The organism is Prauserella alba (assembly GCF_024171735.1).
In the GTDB taxonomy this organism is placed as follows: Bacteria; Actinomycetota; Actinomycetes; order Mycobacteriales; family Pseudonocardiaceae; genus Prauserella; species Prauserella alba.
This window is the reverse complement of record NZ_JAMTCH010000003.1, coordinates 989,957-1,010,164: the sequence shown is the minus strand read 5'-3', so window position 1 is coordinate 1,010,164 and position 20,208 is coordinate 989,957. Positions and strand designations below refer to the sequence as shown.

Below are 20,208 nucleotides of genomic sequence, written 5' to 3'. Positions count from 1 at the left end.
AGCTCGCCCCGGACGAAGGGCTCCTCCGGGGTGACGAGTTCCCGGGCGGCGAACTCCGCGGGGACGCCGCGGGCGCCGTGGTGGCCACCGCCCTGTCGCCCGAGGAGGTGGCCGCCGTGGCCGCGCGGCTGGAGCCGCGCCGGCCGCGGTGGGTGCTGCCGTCGGTGGAGCGCGACTACCCCGCGCTCGTCGGCTGCGGAGTCCGGTTGCGGCGGTGTCACGACCTCGGGCTCGTCGAAGGACTGCTGCTGGCGTTCACGGGTGCGCACGACCGGTCGCGGTCTCTCGCCGCCGCGTACGCGCGGGTGCGCGGACTCGCCCCTCCGGTGGAGACGGACCACGTGGCCGCGCCCGACGAGCAGCCCGCGCTGTTCGACCCGCAGAGCTCCGGGCTGCCGGCCGGTCTCGACCCGGCCGAGGCGGCCGAGGTGGTACTGGCCGATCAGCGGGACCGGCTGAACCGCCTCGACACGTCCGGCCGGCTCCGGCTGTTGGTGGCCGCCGAGTCGGCGAGTGCGCTCGCGGCAGTGGAGATGTCGGCCGACGGACTGCCGTGGCGCAGTGAACGTCACGAGGCGTTGCTCGCGGAGCTGCTCGGGCCACGGGTTCCGGCCGGTTCACGGCCGGCCGCGCTCGCGGCGCTGGCGCGGCGCATCGACGAGGCGTTCGGCAGGGCGGTCAACCCCGACCATCCGGAGAGCATCGTGCGCGCGTTCGGCCGAGTGGGCATCACCGTGCCGTCCGCGCGGGCCCACGTGCTGCGGCGGATCGACCACCCCGCGGTGGCCCCGCTGCTCGAGTACAAGGAGCTGGCACGACTCCACGCCGCACACGGGTGGGCGTGGCTGGACCAGTGGGTGCGCGGCGACCGGTTCCGTCCCGTCTACGTCGTCGGCGGGGTCGTGTCGGGCCGGTGGGCGAGTCGCGGCGGTGCGGCATTGCAGATCCCGCGGGTGCTGCGTGGCTGCGTGACCGCCGACCCGGGCTGGCAGCTCGTGGTGGCCGACGCGGCGCAGCTCGAACCGCGGATTCTGGCGGCGCTGTCCGGGGACCGGCGGCTGGCCGAGGTCTCCCGGTCGGAGGACCTGTACACCAGCCTGGCGGCGGAGCTGCATCCCGCTGCAGCGGCCGAACACCGGCCGAACGCGAAGATCGCGATGCTGTCGGCCATGTACGGCGGTACTGCGGGCGAGGCCGCGACCACCCTCGCACTGCTGCGGCGCCGCTTCCCCGCCGCAGTGTCCTATGTGGAACACGCGGCGACGACGGGTGAACGCGGCGAGCCCGTCCGCTCCCGGCTGGGCCGCATGTCGCCGCCGCCGTCCGAGGCCTGGCGCGAGCTCACCGGAGGCGACGGCGCCGAGGACGCCGCGCGGCGCGCCTCCCGTGACTGGGGACGGTTCACCCGGAACTTCGCCGTCCAGGCCAGTGCGGCCGACTGGACCGCGGTCCTGCTCGCCACGCTGCGCCGACGCTTGCCGGAACCGGCCCGGCTCGTGTTCTTCGTGCACGACGAGGTGCTCGTGCACACCCCCGACGAACTCGCCGACACCGTGGTCACGTGCCTCGCCGAAGCCGTCGACGAGACGACCCGCCTGGTGTTCGGCCCCGCCTGCCCGGTGCGGTTCCCCATGCCCGCCACCGTCGTCGGCTCCTACGCCGACGCCAAGTGAGCACCGGCCGCTCGCCGACCGCCACCGACGCCCCCCCCCCGGAGGAGCGAGGCACCGGTGACAGGCCGGCGAGGTCGAGTGCCGTCGTCATCCCGGCGCGAACTCGGCCGTCCCATCCTCGTCCACCTCCGCCGGGGTGTCCGCTTCGGAGTCCGACTCATCCGGGTGTGGGCGATCGAACCGGTCGGTGATGCTGGCGGCCGCGTCGTTGAGCCCGTGATGGCGAAGCAGGCGCGCGAAGTTCATCGTGAACACCGCTTGGTGTTCACGGCCCGGCACATGCTCGACGACACCGACCGCGTGATCGACGGCATCCGGTTCAGGTCGTGCGATCGGCGTGCTCGGCGGTGACGGCGGCGTCGCCGTCTCGAACGGAAGCGACACCTGCGCATCGTCCAGCGTCAGCTGACCCCGCGCCGGTACCGGTTCACTGGCTTCGTCGCCGCCCGTGGCCGAACTCACGAGCTGGCGAAGCGTGCCGATGTGGCCAACGGCGGACTCGACTCGCTTCTTCTCGGACGTTTCGTGGCGGGCCAACCACCAGATGACCGCGTTGCTCACACTGGTGAGGACGTCGTCGCCGAGGTAAGTCCGCACCTTGCGTTCGAACGCGCACTCACGCTCGAACAGCTCCTCCTCCTTGCGCACCTCGTCCAGCTTGACGAGTCGTTCCTGGTCGCGTTCCGCCAGCGTGAGCGACATCGCTTCCGCCCATACGTTGAACTGGCCGGTCTCATCGCTGCGGGACATGCCGAGGTCGGCTTCCAATCGATACCGGGCGCGGTCGGCATCACGTGGTTCGAAGGCCGCACCAATCCGGGCGGCCCGGTCCACGATCGTGTTCACGGCGAGTGCAGCCGGGTTCGCGTGGTGGTGTTCCGCTCCACCGTGCGCGGGCCGCCAGCGCACCACGCAGGAGAACAGGAAATGGTAGTCGTCGTGAGCGGTCCGCACCTGCATCTCGGATACCCGACGTTCCGCCGGCGGAGCCGGTGTCGGAGCCACGGGGGCCGGTGGCGCGGGTGCCGGCCCTCGTGGCTCCGGCCGCACGGTTCGCCGCACCCGTGTGAAGGGAGCGAAGTGCCACCATGTAGCAATGACCGCCCATGTGACCACGGTCAGTACGATCCAGACCCACATCGACCACCCGGCCCACAGTCCGAGTCCGGTCCACAGCACGGGAGGTCCCGCCAGCGCAACGATGATCATGTCGATGCTCCGTTCCTGTCTTTTCCGTTCGTCACGCCGGATTCCGTCAAGCCCTGGGATCGTGCGATACCGGCGTTCAATAGTTCGAGCACGCCGTGGCGCCCCATGCGGTCCGTCGGGTCTCCACCGCCGGCCCAATCGCGTGCGACGACATAGAGCCGCGCCAGAATGTCCACATTGGCTCGACTTGCCTCGAGCAGCAGTGCGATCGCGACGTCCGCGTGCGGCGAGTTCACCGCCTCGTCGAGCCATTCACGCAGACGATCCCGCCACCACGACGGTTCGTGTGCCAGTACCCTTGCCCAACATCTCTGCAACTGCTCCCGAGCCTGAGCATCCGCGATCGGTGCCCGAGACCGCGCCCCGCGCAGCACGCGTTCGCCAGTCGACGCCTCGAGAAACAGCGTCACATCCGACGGCCGTTCCTGGTCCATCCAATCGGCCATCCACCACAGGAACCGCCGGTGGACTCGGGGATTTCGCGTGAGCTCGACCACCTCACGCTGCGCCTCTGACTTGACGGCATCGTCGCCGTGCCAAGCCAGTCGCCGGAGTCGTACCAACGCTTGATCGGGATGGGTATCGGCCACGACCTTGGCGCACACCCGCACCAGCACATGAGCGAGTCCGGCGTCCAGCTGCTGCTCGTTCGTCCATTCATAGATCTGCCTGCGCACCTGTTGCGCTGCTTGCCCGGCGTCGCCGTCCCAACGCAGAGCAAGGTCGAGTGCGGTGGCAGCCCACCGTGCCAAGGGGTTCTTCCGTGCCGGACGGTTGCCACGACTGGCCCAGCGACGGATCACCAGGCACAGTTCCGACACCATCCCGTGACGGCACGCCTGCGGGACGAACCGGTCGACCATTCTCGTCCGGTCGTCATCGGACAGTTCATCGAGCTCAACGCAGACCGCGACCCAAGTCGCCAATGATTTCCGCATCTCCGGATAGTTCATCCAGAAGTGATCGGCGACCGCCTGCTGGTAACGCACCTTGCCGAAGCGGACAGCACGCGATGCATCGACCACGACGCCGATGTCGCCGAGTGCGGCCTCGAGCCCCTGCTGCTCGAGCAGGTGGATTTCCTCCCTCGGGAAACTGAGTTCTTCCAGGAGTCGACGCTGCGCCCGATGGATCGCATCGGTGTGACCGCCTTCGAGGATCGCGGAGGTCAGCAGCAGCGCGCGTTGTTCCGCACCGGCTGCACCGACCGCGTCAGTGACCTCATCCCGGTAGTCTTCGGCACCCTTCCTCGCTTCGACCAGCCACCGGACGAAGCGGGCGTTAGGCTGGGAGTTCCTGGCCTCGACGGTGCGGCGGACCAGCTCGGCGACGTCACGCAGCGGAACGTCCGTGAGGTGGGTCGCCACGTCGTGCGCCGCTTGCCGATCGACGAGGTCGGCATCGAACTCCCGGAACAGATGCTTGGAGAACACCACTGCCGCGTTCGGGCGTTCGATGGCGACCGTCGATCCAGTAACGGCGAGCTCGCGGATGCGGGGATCCTGTTCCCGTACCGGCGGCAGGAGCACGACCAGCGCCGCCTCCAGATCCTCGACGGCCCCGGCAAATGTCGCAAGCCGCTTCTCGACCGTGCTGAGGCGTTCCGGGTCGCGCTCCTCTGTCAGGTCGAGGAGCAACCGGTCGTTGCGCTGGATCGAATCCGGATGGAGTGGGTCCTCGCCCTCATCCTTGCCCAGGGACAGCCTGCGGCATGAGGCGTCGCTGCCTGGAGCCTGCGCCCACAACAACATCAACGCCGCGCTTCTGCGCCCACTTCCCGGCTCTCCACTGAGAAACAGCGTGCGGCGTTCCCTCAGCGTCTGGCGCGCCTCCTCGAACCCCACCGGCGGAACGAACCGTGGTTGCAGGTACTCCCGATAACCGCGAGAGTCCACCTGCCAGGCGACCGCAGCGACCGGATCCGATTCGGGCGGATGATAGAAGTGGTTGTTCACCGTGTTGTTCGTGCCGGCGACCGTGGACGCCACCGATCCGGCGAGATGACCGACCGCGATGTACCGGCGGTCGACGTCGTTCCTTTCCTGTCCGTCAGGGGGAGCAGCCACGGGGCGTCACTCCTCCGAAGAGGCAGGGCCTCGGTTCGTGCCGAGGACGGTAGGACCGGTGCCGGTGATCCCGACGCCGTTGAACTGGTTCCCACCACCGGAGTTCACCGTGTTGCCCTCACCGGTGACCACAGTGCCGACCGACCCCTGCGCCGTTTCCACCCCGACATACGTCGGCGCCGCTCGGCTTCGCTCGTCCTTCGCCGTGGCCGACGGGGCGCCGTCGGCCGCTTCGACTGCGTCGGCGTGCCGGGTCAGTCCTCGCCGGAGGATGTCACCGGAAGGCTTGGGAACCCGAAGATACGCCTTCCCCTCGAAGGTTTTGACCTTCACGCCGACCTCGACGTACAGCCCCGGATCCTCGCCGCTGTAGCCGGACAACACGACGTCCCGGTAGACCTGCTCCGAGACGATGCCGGCGACACACGTGGCGCCGCTCGAATCCGCCAGCACGGCACGCGCGTCATCACTGTCGATCATGCGATGGGCTTCGATCCTGGTGTCGCCGCTGCCGTCACTCATCCAGTTCTCACCGGAGTCGGTCACCGGGCCTGCGGTCAGGCTCACCCGCATCCGCATCGCGCTTTCACCGCCGTGCACGCGATTCTGATACTCCAGTTCGTCCTGGAGCGCGGACAGCACGGGGTTCAGCAGGAAAGGAGTCCACCGCGTATCAAACCCGGCGAAGTACCCGTCCCCGGTGGTCCCGTGGAACCGGGACTCCGACCACAGTTGCGCACACCCACACCGATGAAACGCGTTACGCAGAATCATCGGGATGCTCTCGGTGATGCGAGCGTGGTCGCGTCCCTTCTCGCCGCTGAAGTTCTTCATGTCGACGACCATGATGGCGCGGTACGGCGGTAGCTCAGCGCTCTCGAATTTCGGGGCCATGACTCTCCTTCTGCAAGTTCTTCCCACAGCGGGACCGGATCCACACGATGGGCTGGACACGCACCCGAGACTGTCCACCGCCGGACAGTCTCGAGTGAGGTGCGTCACAAGGAAATAGCGTGTGCCTCGAGGGAGAGAGCTCGTTCGTCATCGACCACGATGCGCGGGCCCGACCGCAACGCACCGAGCGTTCGGAGCGTGGCGATCTGGTCGGCCACCGTACTGCGCGCCAACCCCAGCGCCTTCGCGAGAGCGTCCTGAGAGAAGGGAATCCGGGCGCGGTCCCGGTCACCGGGATCGGCCAGCAGCAACACCTCGAGTATCAGGCGAGCGACTCGCTGTCGCGGCGCGAAATGGGCCTGCTGCAACTGGTAGGGCACGGTCTCCGACAACTTGGCCACCAGGTAGTCGCTGAATGCGGCGTGTGCGCCGTGACGACCCAGGAAGGCTTCGAAGTCCGGGCGCGCAAGGTAGCTGGTCGTACAGCTGTCGAGCGTCTCTACCGTGGCGGTTCTGCGGGAGTCGCTACGAGGCGACATCTCACCCACCAGGTCGCCCGCGCTGCGCAACGACAGCAGCAGTTCCGCACCGCCCGACTCGGCCGCCAGGATCTTCACCCGACCGCCGGTCAGCGCCAGCAGATAGTCGCCCCGGTCACCTTGCCGGAGCAGAACATCGCCGGGCTTGTGCCGGCGCTCGACCCCCATCGTGATCAGAACACTCCACAACCGCTCCCCCAACAGCCCGCGGAATCCCCGCGACGCGATATTCACATCGTGGTGCACGACCGATTCCGTACCGGTTGCGGGTGGCGCCAGTGAACACTTGCCGCCCTATTCCGCCCGAAGGGAGCAAGCCGGACGGCGTGCGTTACAGCCGTCTCACTCCGATGGGGCTCGCCCTCAACACCACATCTCGAAGAATCGGACGCCATGACAGGCTCCGACAATATCTGGAAAGCGCTCACCCACACCCACGAACTCGTCAGGCTGGCCGACACGAAAGCCGGATTGGTACTAGCAGCATCGGGCGTCCTCGGCAGCATCCTCACACGCCAGGGAACGTCACCGGACCTGTGGAGCAGTAACCCGGCACAAGCTGTGTTGCTTGTACTCGGTCTCTGCCTCGTGCTCGTCAGCACCTTCTTGGCGTTACGCGTGTTCGTTCCCCGTACCCGGTTGACCGGAGTGACCTCGCTCTTGAACTTCGACAACGTCGCGGCGCGCTTCGACGATCCCGACGAGTTCGCACGCGCTGCGCGCTCGCTGTTCACCCATGAGGAGCAGTTGCAACGTGCACTCACCGAACAGTTGTGGGCGACCAGTCGCATCGCGCGCCGCAAGTTCCACGCGGTCACGCCCGCCATATGGTTCTTCGGCTCGGGCGTCGTCACCACTCTCGCCGCCGGCATTCTCACCTGACGTCGCGGCGACGTCAGGAGATCCGACATCAGGAGATCCGACGTCGGGAAATCCGTTGCCCCGCCAATGTGCGCACGTCTACCGTCGTCCCCAGTTGCCGCCGCCGAACGGAGTGAGACGTTGGTCCGCTGAGGTTCTCGGGATACCGCGACGACGCTCGCGGATCGCCACGTTGTCCGTCGTCCACGTACAGCGGGGAGCCTCCTCATGTCCACCTCCGTCATCTGCACCGACCTCTCGTTCGCCTGGCCCGACGGTGACGTCGTCGTCGACCGGCTGACCGCCGTCTTCGGCCCGGGGCGCACCGGCCTCGTCGGGCGCAACGGCTCCGGCAAATCCACACTGCTGCGGCTCATCACCGGCGAGCTGACACCCACCGCGGGGTCGATCACCGTGACCGGCCGTCTCGGCCACCTGCCGCAGAACCTGACACTCGACACCGACAGCACGGTGGCGGAGGTACTCGGCACCGCCGAGATCACGGCCGCCATCGCCGCGATCGAACGGGGCGCAGCCGACGAGCACCACTTCGCCGTCGTCGGCGACCGGTGGGACATCGTGGAACGTACCCGCGCCACGCTCGATCGTCTCGGCCTCGCACATCTCGACACCGACCGGCACCTCGGCGACCTGTCCGCAGGCGAGACGGTGCTGCTCGGGCTCAGCGCCCAGTTCCTCCACCAGCCTGACGTGCTGCTGCTCGACGAACCGACCAACAACCTCGACGAACGCGCCCGCGCCGTCGTCACCGAGTTCCTCCGGAGCTGGAAAGGAGCGGTCGTGGTCGTCTCCCACGACCGCGAGGTCCTCGGCGGCGTCGATCGCATCGCCGAGCTCCGCGACCGGTCGCTGACCTTCTACGGCGGCGACGTCAGCCACCACGAGGCGGTCGTCGCCGCACAGCAGCGGGCGGCGGCGCGGACCGTCCGCGCCGCGGAGTCCGACGTCGAACGGCAGCAACGGGAACTCGTCGCAGCACGGGCCACGCTCGCCCGCCGGGTGCGCTACGGCAGGAAGCAGTGGGACACCAAACGCGAACCGAAGGTACGGATGCGCAAGCGCCAGGAGGACGCCGAGATCGCCGCGGGCAAACACCGTGTGATGCGCTCCGAGAAACTGGCGCAGGCCAGACAACGACTCGAACGGGCCGAACACGCCGTGCGGTCCGACCGGGAGATCCGGGTCGACCTGCCCGCAACGGCGGTACCGGCCGGACGGCATGTCCTACAACTGTCCGATGTGGAACTCCGCAACGGTCCCACGGTGAGCCTGAACGTCCACGGACCGGAGCGGATCGCGCTGGTGGGCCCCAACGGCGCCGGCAAGAGCACCCTGCTGCACACCGTCGTCGGCGACCTGACTCCCCGCTCCGGCACCGTCACGACTCCGGTTCCGGCTCGGCTCCTGCCACAACGGCTCGACACCCTCGACGACACCGCATCGGCCGTGCAGAACGTGGCCGCCGCCGCTCCCGGACTCACCGCGAACGCCATCCGCGCCCGGCTCGCGCGGTTCCTGCTGCGCGGTGACCTGGCCGATCTGCCGGTGGGCGAGCTCTCCGGCGGCGAACGTTTCCGCGCGAGCCTGGCACGACTCCTGCTCGCGGAACCGGAACCACAACTGCTGCTGTTGGACGAACCCACCACCGATCTCGACGCGAGCAGCGTCCGGCACCTCACCCGCGAGCTCGCCTCCTACCCGGGCGCGCTCATCGTGACAAGCCACGACACCGCGTTCCTTCGCACCATCGGCGCAACTCGATGGCTACGGCTGGAGGGCACGCTGGAGCACACCGAACCGGTGTGACGCGGCCTCCGTTACAGCGGGGCCTTGTCGAGTGCCTTGACGATGCGTTTCACCGACACCGGATACGCGGTCTTGAGTGTCTGGGCGAAGAAACTGATCCGGAGCTCCTCGATCATCCACCGGATCTCGGCGAGTTCCGGGCTCGGTTCGGTTCGCGGCGGCACCTCGTCGAGCACCCCGCGGTACTCGTCCCACAACCAGGCGATCTCCCGCAGCCGTTCGACGTCCCGCGCCGGGTCACTGGGCAGTTTCTCCAGTCTGCGGCCGATGCCCCGCACGTAGCGCACCAGGTCGGGCAGGCGGTCGTAGCCGGTCGCGGTGACGAAACCGTCGTACACGAGCGACGCCAGGTGCGCCCTGGCGTCGGCCAGCGATTCCGCGATCGCACGTCCGTCCATGTCGGACAACGACGCCTCGACCTCGTGCACCGCGGTGAGGATCTGCTCCACCTCGCCCAGCACGGCGAGCACGGTCGGATTCAGCCGCTGCCCCACCGTCTTCACCAGAGCGGGGAACGCCGAGTCCTCCCGCACCGGCCCACCGGCCTCGGCCACCAGCTTGTCCACAGCACAGTCGACGCAGTCCTCCAGCAGTCCCTGCACACCGCCGTGCGGGTTGCGGGCCAGCACTAGCTTCGACCGGTTCCCGAGGTTGCGGTTGATGTACTTCATCGGCGACGGCAGGGCCAACCGCACGAGCTTGCGCGTACCCGCACGCATCGCCGAGGCCTGCTGGCCCGGCGTGTCGAACATCCGCACCGCCACGGAGTCGCCCTCGTCGACCAGCGCGGGATACGCCTTGACCGCGTGCCCACGGCGCTGCGCCTCGAACACGTCCGGCAGGGTGCCGAACGACGCGGTGGTCAGCCCGCCCCGCTCCATGTCGTCGGCCGCCGCCGAGATCGTCTCCCGCACCCGATCGCCGAGCTTGTCGCGCAGCGCCTCCAGATCCTTGCCCTCGGCCACCGCGGCACCCGCGTCGTCGACGACACGGAACGTCATCCGCAGATGATCGCCCACCGTCTCCGGGGCCCACTCCCCGACCGGAACGGCGACTCCGCGCAGCCGCTCCAGCTCCGCACTCAGCACCTCGAGCAGCGGCCCACGCGACGGCTCCACGTGCGCGAGGACCTCGCGGGCCGTGTCCGGGGCGGGCACGAAATTGCGCCGGGTCGCCTTCGGCAGCGACTTGATCAGCGCGGTCACGAGTTCCTCCCGCAGTCCCGGAACCTGCCAGTCGAACCCGTCGGCCGCGACCTGGTTCAGTACCGGGAGTGGAATGTGGACGGTCACACCGTCGGCGTCCGCCCCTGGCTCGAACTGGTACGTCAGCGGGAACCGGACCTCACCCTGCTGCCACGTGTCGGGATAGTCCGCGGCACGCACCTCGTCGGAGGTGGCGTTGATGAGCATCGTCTTCTCGAAGCTCAGCAGGTCCGGTTCGCTGCGCGAGGCCTTCTTCCACCACGCGTCGAAGTGGCGCCCCGACACCACGTCGTCGGGGATCCGCTCGTCGTAGAACGCGAACAGGGTCTCGTCGTCGACGAGGATGTCCCTCCTGCGGGCACGGTTCTCCAGGTCCTCGACCTCGTCGAGCAACGCCCGGTTCTCGTGGAAGAACCGGTGCCGGGTCTCCCAGTCGCCGTCGACGAGGGCACGGCGGATGAACAGCTCCCGTGAGGTCTCCGGATCGATCCGGCCGTAGTTCACCGTGCGGCCGGCGATCAGCGGAACGCCGTAGAGCGTCACGCGTTCCGACGCCATCACGGCCGCCTGCTTGCGCTCCCAGCGCGGTTCCGAGTACGTGCGCTTGACCAGATGCCCGGCGAGCGGCTCGATCCACTCCGGCTCCACCCGCGCGTTCACGCGCGCCCACAACCGAGACGTCTCGACCAGCTCCGCCGAGGCGATCCACCGTGGCTGCTTCTTGAACAGCGCCGAACCGGGGAACACGGAGAACCGGGTGCCCCTGGCGCCCAGGTAGTCGCCCTTCTCCGGATCCTTCAGCCCGATGTGCGACAGCAGCCCCGCCAGCAGTGAGGTGTGAATGCGCTGCGGATCGCCGGGCACGCTGTTGAGCGTGATGTCGAGCGGCTTGAGCAGTTGCCGCAGTTGGCTGTTGACGTCCTGCCATTCGCGCACCCGCAGATGGTTGAGGTACTCGGCACGGCACATCTTGCGGAACTGGTTTCCCGACAGTTCCTTCTGCTTCTCGCGCAGGTAGTTCCACAGGTTCAGGTACGCGAGGAAGTCCGAGTCCTTGTCGCGGAACCGCGCGTGCTGCTGGCCTGCCGCCTCCTTGTGTTCGGCCGGCCGCTCCCGTGGGTCCTGAATGGACAGCCCGGCCGCGATGATCATCACTTCGCGCACGCAGCCGTTCTCGGCACCTTCCAGGATCATCCGGCCGAGCCGCGGATCGACCGGCAGCTGCGCGAGCCGCTTGCCGATCGGCGTCAGCCTGCCCTTCGCCGTGTCGAGCGCCCCCAGTTCCTGCAGCAGTTGCACACCGGCGGTGACCTGCCTGCGGTCGGGTGGTTCGACGAACGGGAACGCCGCGACGTCACCCAGTCCCAGCGACGTCATCTGCAGAATCACCGAAGCCAGGTTGGTGCGCAGGATCTCCGGATCGGTGAACTCCGGGCGGGCGTCGAAATCGTCCTCGGAGTACAGCCGGATGCAGATTCCGTCCGAGGTGCGGCCGCAGCGGCCCTTGCGCTGGTTGGCCGAGGCCTGTGACACCGGCTCGATCGGCAGCCGCTGCACCTTCGTGCGGTGGCTGTAACGCGAGATGCGTGCCGTACCCGGGTCGACGACGTACTTGATGCCGGGCACGGTCAGCGACGTCTCCGCGACGTTGGTCGCCACGACGATGCGCCTGCCCGTGTGCCGTTGGAAGACGCGGTGCTGATCGGCGGCCGACAACCGCGCGTACAGCGGCACCACCTCGGTGTTCGGCAGCTCCATCGCGGCCAGTGCGTCGCCGGCGTCGCGGATCTCGCGCTCGCCCGACGCGAACACGAGAATGTCGCCCGGCCCCTCGGCGACGAGTTCCCGGACGGCGTCGGTGATCGCCTGCGTCTGGTCCCGGTCCGAATCGGCGTCGGGGTCGTCGGGGTCGACGATCGGCCGGTACCGCACCTCGACCGGATACGTCCGGCCCGAGACCTCCAGTACCGGCGCAGGTTCACCGTCGGAGCCGGCGAAGTGCCGGGCGAACCGGTCCGGATCGATCGTGGCCGAGGTGATGATCACCTTCAGGTCGGGCCGCTTCGGCAACAGCTGCTTCAGGTACCCGAGCAGGAAGTCGATGTTGAGGCTGCGCTCGTGCGCCTCGTCGATGATGAGGACCTCGTACTGGCGCAGCATCCGGTCGCGCGCGATCTCCGCGAGCAGGATGCCGTCGGTCATCACCTTCAGCAGCGTCTCGTCGCTCGAGGTGTCGGTGAACCGCACCTTGTAGCCGACGGCCGCGCCGAGCTCGGAGGACACCTCGCTGGCCACCCGCTCGGCGACGGTGCGGGCCGCGAGCCGCCGCGGCTGGGTGTGCCCGATCTGCCCGCGGACCCCGAGCCCAAGGTCGAGGCAGATCTTCGGCAGCTGCGTCGTCTTGCCCGACCCGGTCTCGCCGGCCACGATCACGACCTGGTTGTCGCGGATCGCCTCGGCCAGGTCCTCGGCACGACCGCTGACCGGGAGCTGCTGCGGGTAGGTGATGCGCGGCACCGCCTCGCGGCGCCTGCGCACCCGCTCCTCGGCCCGGTCCATGTCGGCGGAGATCTCCGCGGCGATCGCCGCGAGCTTGGCCGGGGTCGCGCCGCGGGACTTCCGGGCACCGTCGATCCGGCGCCGCACCCGGTGGGCGTCGCCGATGGTCAGACCGGACAGCCGCGGGCGCAGCTCATCGAGAGGGGAACGTGCAGACATACCGCCGGCCAGCTTACCGGGCGCGGCTGCGCCGCTCCTCCCGATTATCGGCATTCGGCAGCGGGTCCCCGCACCGGCGGCCGCACCGGCCCTCTAGGCTGCGCGTGTCCCCACACACGCACCCCGGCGCGTGTCCCGGCCCGCGGTTCCCGGCCGGGTCCGGCAGCACGGGTGAACGCGAACGGAAGGCAGCGGCACGTGAGGAAGATCCTCCCGGGAGTCGTCGTGGCCATCGCGGCGCTGGCGGGACTCGGCGGGTGCGGCGGCGCGCCCGACACCCGGCTCGCAGCGGACGCCGGGCCCGTCACCGCGACCGAGCAGATCACCGTGGATCCGTTCACCGAGTCCGGTGAACCCGATCCCGATCTCGACATCGTCGAGAAGGGCGAGGGCAACTGCTGGCAGTCGTGGGTGAGCATCTCGGGCTCGGACGCCCGCCGCTGCGCCCCCGTGCTCACCGGCGACTCGCACACCTCACAGGAAGTGCACGACCCGTGCTATCTGCGCGTCCGGCCGGGACCGGACCGTGCGATCTGCATCCAGAACCCGACGACCGGCGAGGCGACGGGCTTCGAGGTCGTCGAGGACGTCGGGCCCGTACCGAAGGAGGCACAGCGGCACCGGCCGTGGTTCATCGAGCTCGCCGACGGCCGCCACTGCGTGCCGATGCCCGGCGCCGACGACCCCGAATCCACCGAGGAGGACCCGACCTACGGGTGCGGCCGGAACGACTACCTCTACGGCATGCCGGACACAACGACACGCGTGTGGACGATCGCCAACCGGCACGGTGAGGCGGACGAACGCACCGAACCCGGCCCGCAGCTCGACAAGGCATCGATCCGCACGGCGTGGTTCTGACCGTGACGACCCGCCGCTCGCGCACCCGCCACTCGCGCACCCGTCGCGCCGCCATCGGCCTGGGCGCCGCCCTCCTCGCCCTGGCCGGCTGCACCGACGCGGACGCCGGCGGGGCGGGCACCGACCACACCGCCCCCGTGACGGCCACTCGCGCGGTGCACCTCGACCCGTTCACCCCGTCGGGCCGCCCCGCACCGGAGTTCACCGTCGTCGACCGCGCCGCTGCGAAATGCTCCGCGTCCGGGGTGAACCTGTCGGATCCGGATGCGCGCCGCTGCATGACCACGGCGGGCTACTTCCTGTACGACCCGTGTTTCGTCCGGCACCGCCCGCGGCCCGACGTGGCGTTGTGCGTGCAGAACCCGACGACGTCCGAGGCCGTGCGCATCCGGATCGTCGAGGACACGCCCGGGCCTGCCGACCGGAGGCGCCCCGGCAGGCCGTGGTTCCTGGAACTCGCCGACGGCCGCCACTGCGTGCCCGCACCCGGTCCGGGCAGGGCGAACGACCCACCCGGCAGGCCGACGTACACCTGCGGCAGCGATGACCACCTCTACGGCCTGCCGGACACCACGGGGCCGGTGTGGACGATGACGAACCGCCTCGGCGACGCCGATGGGCCGGGACCGCCGCACCGGGTTCGCATCCGCACCGCCTGGCTCTGACCGGCTCCACCAGCAGACGCCGGCACCGCAGGCAGCCCAGCCGCCGGCGAGGACGCGGATGCGTCACAGCACCCGCCGGCAGCATCGCGGGCAGCACAGGCCACGCCACCGGCACCACTGCCGCATTTGTCCCGTTCCGCACCGTGAGCGGTACACCCGTCTCAGATCACCCTCCGTAGAGGGAATACTTAGCCATGCTCGCTACTTGTTCGAGGAGGACGTTCGCAACACCGATCACCGGGAGGAACCGTGACCGCAGCCACGACCGTGGCCCCCGTCGCCGATGCAGGAGCTCGGCTCAGCCGCAGCGGCCGGTTGCGTTTCGCACTCATCCTCGGCGGGCTGACGGCGTTCGGCCCGCTGTCGATCGACATGTACCTGCCCGCGCTGCCCGGTATGGCCGGCGACTTCTCCGCGGCCAACGCACTGGTCCAGCTCACGCTGGCGGCGTTCGTCATCGGGCTCGGGGCGGGCCAGCTCGTCGCGGGGCCCCTGTCGGACGCCTTCGGCAGACGAGTCCCGCTGCTCGCCGGTGTCGCGCTCTACATCGCCGCGAGCGTGCTGTGTGCGCTCAGCCCGTCGATCGAGGTGCTGATCGGAGCGCGGGCACTGCAGGCGTTCGGCGCCGCCGCGGGCATCGTGATCGCCCGCGCCACCGTCCGTGACCTCTTCTCCGGCATCGCCATGTCCCGGTTCTTCTCCGCGCTGATGCTGGTCTCGGGGGTGGCGCCGATCCTGGCGCCGATCATCGGCGGCCAGCTGCTCACCGTCACGTCCTGGCGCGGCATCTTCTCCGTCCTCGCCGCCTTCGGCGGACTGCTGCTGCTCGTCGCGGCGCTGGCCCTGCCGGAGACGCTGCCGGAGGCCGCGCGCAGGCCCGCACGGATCGGCGGCGTCCTGCGCACGTACTTCAGCCTGCTGCGGCACCGCGCGTTCCTCGGCTGCGCCCTCACCATCGGACTCGGATTCGCCGGCATGTTCACCTACATCTCGGCGTCCAGCTTCGTACTCCAGGACATCTACGGCCTCGGCCCGCAGACCTACAGCTTCGTCTTCGGCGGCGGCGCGATCGGCCTGGTCGCGATGACGCAGGTCAACGCCCGCCTGGTCGGCCGGTTCAGCCAACGGGCCCTGCTGCGCACCGGACTGGTGACCGGAACGACGGCAGCCGTGGCGGCCACGATCGCGGCGGTGGCCGGGCTCGGCCTGCCCGTCCTGCTGCCCGCGATCTACCTGGTCGTGTGCTCGAACGGCATGATCATGCCGAACGCCATGGCGCTCGCGATGGCCGACCACCCGGACAAGGCGGGGTCGGCCTCGGCGCTGCTCGGCGTGTTGCAGTTCCTCGTCGCCGGCGCGGCCTCCCCGCTGATCGGCCTGTTCGGCGAGGGCTCGGCCGTCCCGATGGCCGCACTCATGGCCGGGTTCTTCGCGCTGGCCCTGACGAGCTTCCTGACCATGGTCCGGTCCCGCTCGGCGAACCCCTGATCTGCGGCTCCTCGCCGGCAGTGGCACCGTGATCACATGGCCGACGAGGACCCCGGACCGCTCCACATCCGGATCGGCGACGAAGAACTGCTCATCCGGCGCCGCTACGAAGTGGCGAGCATCGTCAACGACCTGCTGATCGCGCTCTGGTTCACCATCGGCAGCGTGCTGTTCTTCTCCGACAGCACCGAGTACGCCGGGACGTGGCTGTTCCTGATCGGCAGCGTCCAGCTGATGATCCGCCCCGCCATCCGGCTCCGGCGACGCATTCACCTGCGACGATTCCGATCCGGTCGGCCCACCGAAGCCTCACACGACTTCTGAACCGCTTCGGAACCCGATCGCTCGTGACATTCCGTGCGTTACTCGCGTCATGGGGTAGCCGTGGCCGCGTCCCACCTGTGCTCAGCCCGATGAAGCTCCGAGGAAGGCGGTCGGCATGTCGGATCAGAACGAGTGGGTCGTTCCCTGCCGTGACCTGGCGGGACGCAAACGCAAGCTCACCGTGTTCTCCAGCGGGCAACAGGTGGTCGTCGTCGCTCCACCCGGCGAGACGGCGGTGCTCGGCCCGCTCGAGGTCGGCCGGTTCCGCGCCGCGTTGCGGGACGCCGTCGTGCACCTCGCCGAGCACGACCAGGACGAGGCGAGCGACCTCGTGTGACCTCCCGCCGCGGGACTCTCGAGCACGATGTGAGAGCAGCGCCTAGCCTGCCGATTATGGATCCTCGAACATGGGCCACGGTGGACGACTACCTGACCGACAACCTGCTCGGTTCCGACGATGCGCTCGGCGGGGCGGCCCGCGCGGCCGCAGACGCCGGCCTCCCGGACATCGCCGTCAGCGCACCACAGGGCCGGTTCCTCACACTGTTGGCCGGCATGGTCGGCGCGCGGTCGATCCTCGAGGTCGGCACGCTGGGCGGCTACAGCGCCATCTGCCTGGCCCGCGCCCTGCCGCCGGACGGAACGCTGATCACGCTCGAGGCCGACCCGCGATTCGCCGACGTGGCACGCGGCAACGTCGACCGCGCCGGCGTCGGCGACCGGGTCGACATCCGCGTCGGCACCGCACTCGACACCCTGCCCACCCTCCACGACGACGCCCCGTTCGACCTCGTCTTCCTCGACGCGGACAAGGCCAACAACGCCGCCTACTTCCGCTGGGCGCTCGAACTGGGCCGGCCCGGGACGGTGATCGTCGTGGACAACGTCGTCCGGAGCGGCGCGATCGCCGACACAGCGTCCGACGACCCCGGTGTTCGAGGCACACAGCACATGTTCGAGCTCATGGCGACCGATCCACGCGTGGACGCCACGGCCCTCCAGACCGTCGCAGGCAAGGGCTACGACGGCTTCGCGCTGGCCCTCGTCACCGGCTGAGACCCCTCCGGCCCACACGGCAACGGCCCGCTCGCACCGAAGTGCGGGCGGGCCGTTGCCGATCGGTGCCGGTATCGCCGTCAGGAAAGACCCGGGTAGAGCGGGTGCTTCTTGGCGAGCAGCTCGACGCGGCCGCGCAGCTCACCGAGCGCCGCGTCGCCGGTGCTCGGCTGCAGCGCACGGACGATGATGTCGGCGACCTCGGTGAAGTCCTCGGCGCCGAAACCGCGCGTGGCCAGTGCCGGCGCGCCGACGCGCAGCCCGGAGGTCACCATCGGCGGACGCGGGTCGAACGGCACCGCGTTGCGGTTCACCGTGATGCCGATCTCGTGCAGCCGGTCCTCGGCCTGCTGGCCGTCCAGTGTGGAGTTGACCAGATCGACAAGCACGAGGTGGACGTCTGTACCGCCGGTCAGCACCCGCACGCCCGCCTCGGCCGCGTCGGACTCGGAGAGCCGGTTCGCCAGGATCTTCGCGCCCTCGACCACGCGCTGCTGCCGCTCCTTGAACTCGTCACTGGCCGCGATCTTCAGCGCGACGGCTTTGCCTGCGACGACGTGTTCGAGCGGGCCGCCCTGCTGGCCGGGGAAGACCGCGGAGTTGATCTTCTTGGCGTACTCCTGCTTCGAGAGCACGATGCCGCCGCGCGGGCCGCCGAGCGTCTTGTGCGTCGTGGTGGTGACGACGTCGGCGTACGGCACGGGGCTCGGGTGCAGCCCGGCGGCGACCAGGCCGGCGAAGTGCGCCATGTCGACCATGAGCTTGGCGCCCACGGAGTCGGCGATCCGGCGGAATTCGGCGAAGTCGAGCTGGCGCGGGTAAGCCGACCAGCCCGCGATGATCAGCTGCGGCTTGTGCTCGCCCGCCAGTCGCTCGACCTCGGCCATGTCGATCAGGCCGGTCTCCTTGTCGACATGGTAGGCGGCAACGTTGTAGAGCTTGCCGGAGAAGTTCAGCTTCATGCCGTGCGTCAGGTGACCGCCGTGCGCGAGGTCCAGCCCGAGGATCGTGTCCCCCGGGTTGAGCAGCGACACCATCGCGGCAGCATTGGCCTGCGCACCCGAGTGCGGCTGCACGTTGGCGTGCTCGGCTCCGAAGAGTGCCTTGGCACGCTCGATCGCCAGGTTCTCGATGACGTCGACGTGCTCACAGCCGCCGTAGTACCGCTTGCCCGGGTAACCCTCGGCGTACTTGTTGGTGAGCACCGAGCCCTGCGCTTCGAGAACGGACACGGGCGCGAAGTTCTCGGAGGCGATCATCTCCAGCGTCGACTGCTGGCGGCGCAGCTCGTCGGTGACGGCCGCCGCGACCTCAGGGTCTACAGTAGACAGATCGGCTTCGAACGAACTCAATGGTCAGCCCTCCTGGGTGAGCGCGGTATAGGCAGCGGCGTCCATCAGCTCCGGCATGCTCTCGACGCGGACCTTGAACAGCCACCCTTGTTCATACGGATCGGAGTTCACGGACTCCGGGGTGTCGATGACGGCCTGGTTGACCTCCGTGATCTCGCCGTCGACCGGGGCGTAGATCTCGCTGACCGACTTGGTTGACTCGATCTCGCCGCACGGCGTGCCCGCGCTCACCTCCGAACCGGCCTCCGGAAGTTCGACGAAGACCACGTCGCCGAGGGCTTCGGCCGCGAACGCGGTGATACCCACGGTGGCGACGTCACCGTCGACGGAGATCCACTCGTGTTCCTTGGTGTAGCGCAGATGCTGGGGAATCGTCATGTCAGGCCTTTCAGCGACGCTGGTAGAACGGCAGGGCGACCACCTCGACGGGTTCGAGGCGACCGCGGATGTCGGCGGACAGCGTGGTCCCGGGCTCCGAGCACCGGACGGGCACGTACGCCATGGCGATCGGGTGGCCGAGAGTCGGCGAGAGCGCACCGCTGGTGATCTCCCCGACCTCGTCGTCGCCTTGGAGCACACGGTATCCGTGCCGCGGTGCGCGCCGGCCACCGCCGGTGAGCCCGACCAGGACGGTCTCCGGTGCGGGCTGGTTCTCGAGGGCCGCCCTGCCGACGAAATCACCCTCCTTGTCGAACTTGACCACCCGGCCGAGGTTCGCCGCGAAGGGTGACCCGTCCGCCGAGAGTTCGTTGCCGTACAGCGGCATCCCCGCCTCGAGACGCAGCGTGTCGCGGCAGGCGAGGCCGCAGGGCACGATGCCGTGGCCCTCGCCCGCCTCGGTCAGCACCTGCCATACGGCGGCTGCGTCGTCGGCGGCGACGAACAGCTCGAAACCGTCCTCACCGGTGTAGCCGGTGCGCGCGAGCAGTACCTCCCGGCCGCCGACGGTCGTGGGCACGCTCGCGTAGTACTTCAGTGCGGACAGGTCGGCGTCACTGACGGCGCCGACGATGGCCGCCGAGGTCGGGCCCTGCACCGCGATCAGGGCAACCTCGGCGGAACGGTCGTCGACCGTCGTGTCGAAGCCCTCGGCGCGGCGCACGAGTTCGGCGGACACCTCGGCGGCGTTGCCCGCGTTGGCGACCACCAGGTAGCGCTCCTCGCCGAGCCGGTAGACGACGAGGTCGTCGACCACGCCGCCCCGCTCGTTGCACATCATGGTGTACCGAGCGCGGCCGACGGCCACGGCCGACAGCTTTCCGCTCAGTGCGTAGTCGAGCGCGTCGGCGGCCTGCGGCCCGCTCAGTTCGATCTCGCCCATGTGGGAGAGATCGAACAGCCCCGCGGCCTCCCGCACCGCGCGGTGCTCGGCGAGGTCACTGGAGTAGCGCACCGGCATGTCCCAGCCGGCGAAATCGGTGAACGACGCTCCCAGTCCACTGTGGACATCGTGTAGCGGGGTCTTCATCG

General features: G+C 69.3%; 17 protein-coding genes. 9 read left to right on the top strand and 8 right to left on the bottom strand.

The annotated features are described in order from the left end of the window. Positions 1–80 precede the first annotated feature (80 nt). Positions 81–1,673, top strand: coding sequence for a bifunctional 3'-5' exonuclease/DNA polymerase (locus LY12_RS04550; RefSeq protein WP_372493477.1), 1,593 nt, complete (start codon positions 81–83; stop codon positions 1,671–1,673). A gap of 87 nt (positions 1,674–1,760) precedes the next feature. On the opposite strand, the gene LY12_RS04545 is transcribed toward LY12_RS04550, so the two are convergent. From LY12_RS04545 to LY12_RS04530, 4 genes are all read right to left on the bottom strand, one after another. After that, entirely contained in the window at positions 1,761–2,633 is an 873-nt protein-coding gene (locus tag LY12_RS04545; protein ID WP_253853447.1) for a hypothetical protein, read from the bottom strand. Between the two features lie 245 nt (positions 2,634–2,878). Further along, positions 2,879–4,948, bottom strand: coding sequence for a hypothetical protein (locus tag LY12_RS04540; protein ID WP_253853446.1), 2,070 nt, complete (start codon positions 4,946–4,948; stop codon positions 2,879–2,881). A 6-nt stretch (positions 4,949–4,954) separates the two neighbouring features. Further along, positions 4,955–5,842: a hypothetical protein gene (locus LY12_RS04535; protein ID WP_253853444.1), complete on the bottom strand. Its 888-nt coding sequence runs from the start codon at positions 5,840–5,842 to the stop codon at positions 4,955–4,957. A 104-nt stretch (positions 5,843–5,946) separates the two neighbouring features. Further along, complete coding sequence (locus LY12_RS04530; RefSeq protein WP_253853443.1) at positions 5,947–6,627, bottom strand: Crp/Fnr family transcriptional regulator; 681 nt, start codon at positions 6,625–6,627, stop codon at positions 5,947–5,949. Positions 6,628–6,774: 147 nt separating this feature from the next. Between LY12_RS04530 and LY12_RS04525 the strand changes: the two genes are divergently transcribed. Further along, on the top strand, positions 6,775–7,263 hold the full coding sequence (locus LY12_RS04525) for a Pycsar system effector family protein (protein WP_253853442.1): 489 nt from the start codon (positions 6,775–6,777) through the stop codon (positions 7,261–7,263). Positions 7,264–7,470: 207 nt separating this feature from the next. Next, positions 7,471–9,069, top strand: coding sequence for an ABC-F family ATP-binding cassette domain-containing protein (locus LY12_RS04520; protein ID WP_253853441.1), 1,599 nt, complete (start codon positions 7,471–7,473; stop codon positions 9,067–9,069). A gap of 11 nt (positions 9,070–9,080) precedes the next feature. Here the strand turns inward: LY12_RS04520 and hrpA are convergent, their stop codons facing one another. After that, complete coding sequence (hrpA, locus tag LY12_RS04515) at positions 9,081–12,992, bottom strand: ATP-dependent RNA helicase HrpA (protein WP_253853440.1); 3,912 nt, start codon at positions 12,990–12,992, stop codon at positions 9,081–9,083. Positions 12,993–13,190: 198 nt separating this feature from the next. On the opposite strand from hrpA, the gene LY12_RS04510 reads away from it, so the two are divergent. From LY12_RS04510 to LY12_RS04485, 6 genes are all read left to right on the top strand, one after another. Then, positions 13,191–13,853 carry a hypothetical protein gene (locus LY12_RS04510; protein ID WP_253853439.1) on the top strand — a complete coding sequence of 221 codons (663 nt, stop codon included), beginning with the start codon at positions 13,191–13,193 and terminating at the stop codon, positions 13,851–13,853. Positions 13,854–13,855: 2 nt separating this feature from the next. Beyond that, complete coding sequence (locus tag LY12_RS04505; protein WP_253853438.1) at positions 13,856–14,518, top strand: hypothetical protein; 663 nt, start codon at positions 13,856–13,858, stop codon at positions 14,516–14,518. 249 nt (positions 14,519–14,767) lie between these two features. After that, a complete protein-coding gene (locus tag LY12_RS04500) occupies positions 14,768–16,006 on the top strand; it encodes a multidrug effflux MFS transporter (protein ID WP_372493447.1) in 1,239 nt (412 codons plus the stop codon). Between the two features lie 36 nt (positions 16,007–16,042). After that, positions 16,043–16,330, top strand: coding sequence for a YrhK family protein (locus LY12_RS04495; protein WP_253853437.1), 288 nt, complete (start codon positions 16,043–16,045; stop codon positions 16,328–16,330). Positions 16,331–16,445: 115 nt separating this feature from the next. Beyond that, positions 16,446–16,667 (top strand): hypothetical protein, encoded by a 222-nt coding sequence (locus tag LY12_RS04490; RefSeq protein ID WP_253853436.1) that lies wholly within the window; start codon positions 16,446–16,448, stop codon positions 16,665–16,667. Between the two features lie 56 nt (positions 16,668–16,723). Beyond that, positions 16,724–17,386: an O-methyltransferase gene (locus LY12_RS04485; RefSeq protein ID WP_253853435.1), complete on the top strand. Its 663-nt coding sequence runs from the start codon at positions 16,724–16,726 to the stop codon at positions 17,384–17,386. 80 nt (positions 17,387–17,466) lie between these two features. On the opposite strand, the gene glyA is transcribed toward LY12_RS04485, so the two are convergent. From glyA to gcvT, 3 genes are read right to left on the bottom strand one after another with little or no spacing between them, the layout of a single operon-like run. Then, positions 17,467–18,738: a serine hydroxymethyltransferase gene (gene glyA, locus LY12_RS04480; protein WP_253853434.1), complete on the bottom strand. Its 1,272-nt coding sequence runs from the start codon at positions 18,736–18,738 to the stop codon at positions 17,467–17,469. Positions 18,739–18,741: 3 nt separating this feature from the next. After that, positions 18,742–19,116, bottom strand: a complete 375-nt coding sequence (gene gcvH / locus LY12_RS04475) for a glycine cleavage system protein GcvH (protein WP_253853432.1) — start codon at positions 19,114–19,116, stop codon at positions 18,742–18,744. 10 nt (positions 19,117–19,126) lie between these two features. Continuing rightward, complete coding sequence (gene gcvT, locus LY12_RS04470) at positions 19,127–20,206, bottom strand: glycine cleavage system aminomethyltransferase GcvT (protein ID WP_253853431.1); 1,080 nt, start codon at positions 20,204–20,206, stop codon at positions 19,127–19,129. Positions 20,207–20,208 lie beyond the last annotated feature (2 nt).